General features: G+C 53.3%; 1 pseudogene. It reads left to right on the forward strand.

The annotated features are described in order from the left end of the window. Positions 1–152: 152 nt before the first annotated feature. Positions 153–321: pseudogene (locus tag HMPREF2562_RS10680) on the forward strand (IS256 family transposase); the annotation flags it as partial.

The following is a 321-nucleotide window of genomic DNA, read 5'->3' on the forward strand; positions in this document are numbered from 1 at the left end:
GGGTTAAGTAAAGAAAAGTGTGTCCGCATGCCACCATAACCCCAGACCACACACCACAAATCACCAAAGAATAGCTCCCCGAAAGCTATTACCCACACCATCCCGCACCTCCGGCCACATTTGTGCTAACCGCACACCGGTTGGATTAAAGGATGACCACCAACCGCCCCAGCTGCCCACTATGCGGCAACAACACAAAGAAAAACGGCACCACCAGCAAATCAACCACCCGTTGGCGCTGCACCCACTGCGGACACTCCTTTACCCGCAACACCCAAACCCACAACAAAAACACCGCCACCATGGCTTTGTTCATCCAAT

Origin of the sequence: Corynebacterium sp. HMSC077G07 (assembly GCF_001809225.1) — a bacterium.
In the GTDB taxonomy this organism is placed as follows: Bacteria; Actinomycetota; Actinomycetes; order Mycobacteriales; family Mycobacteriaceae; genus Corynebacterium; species Corynebacterium jeikeium_D.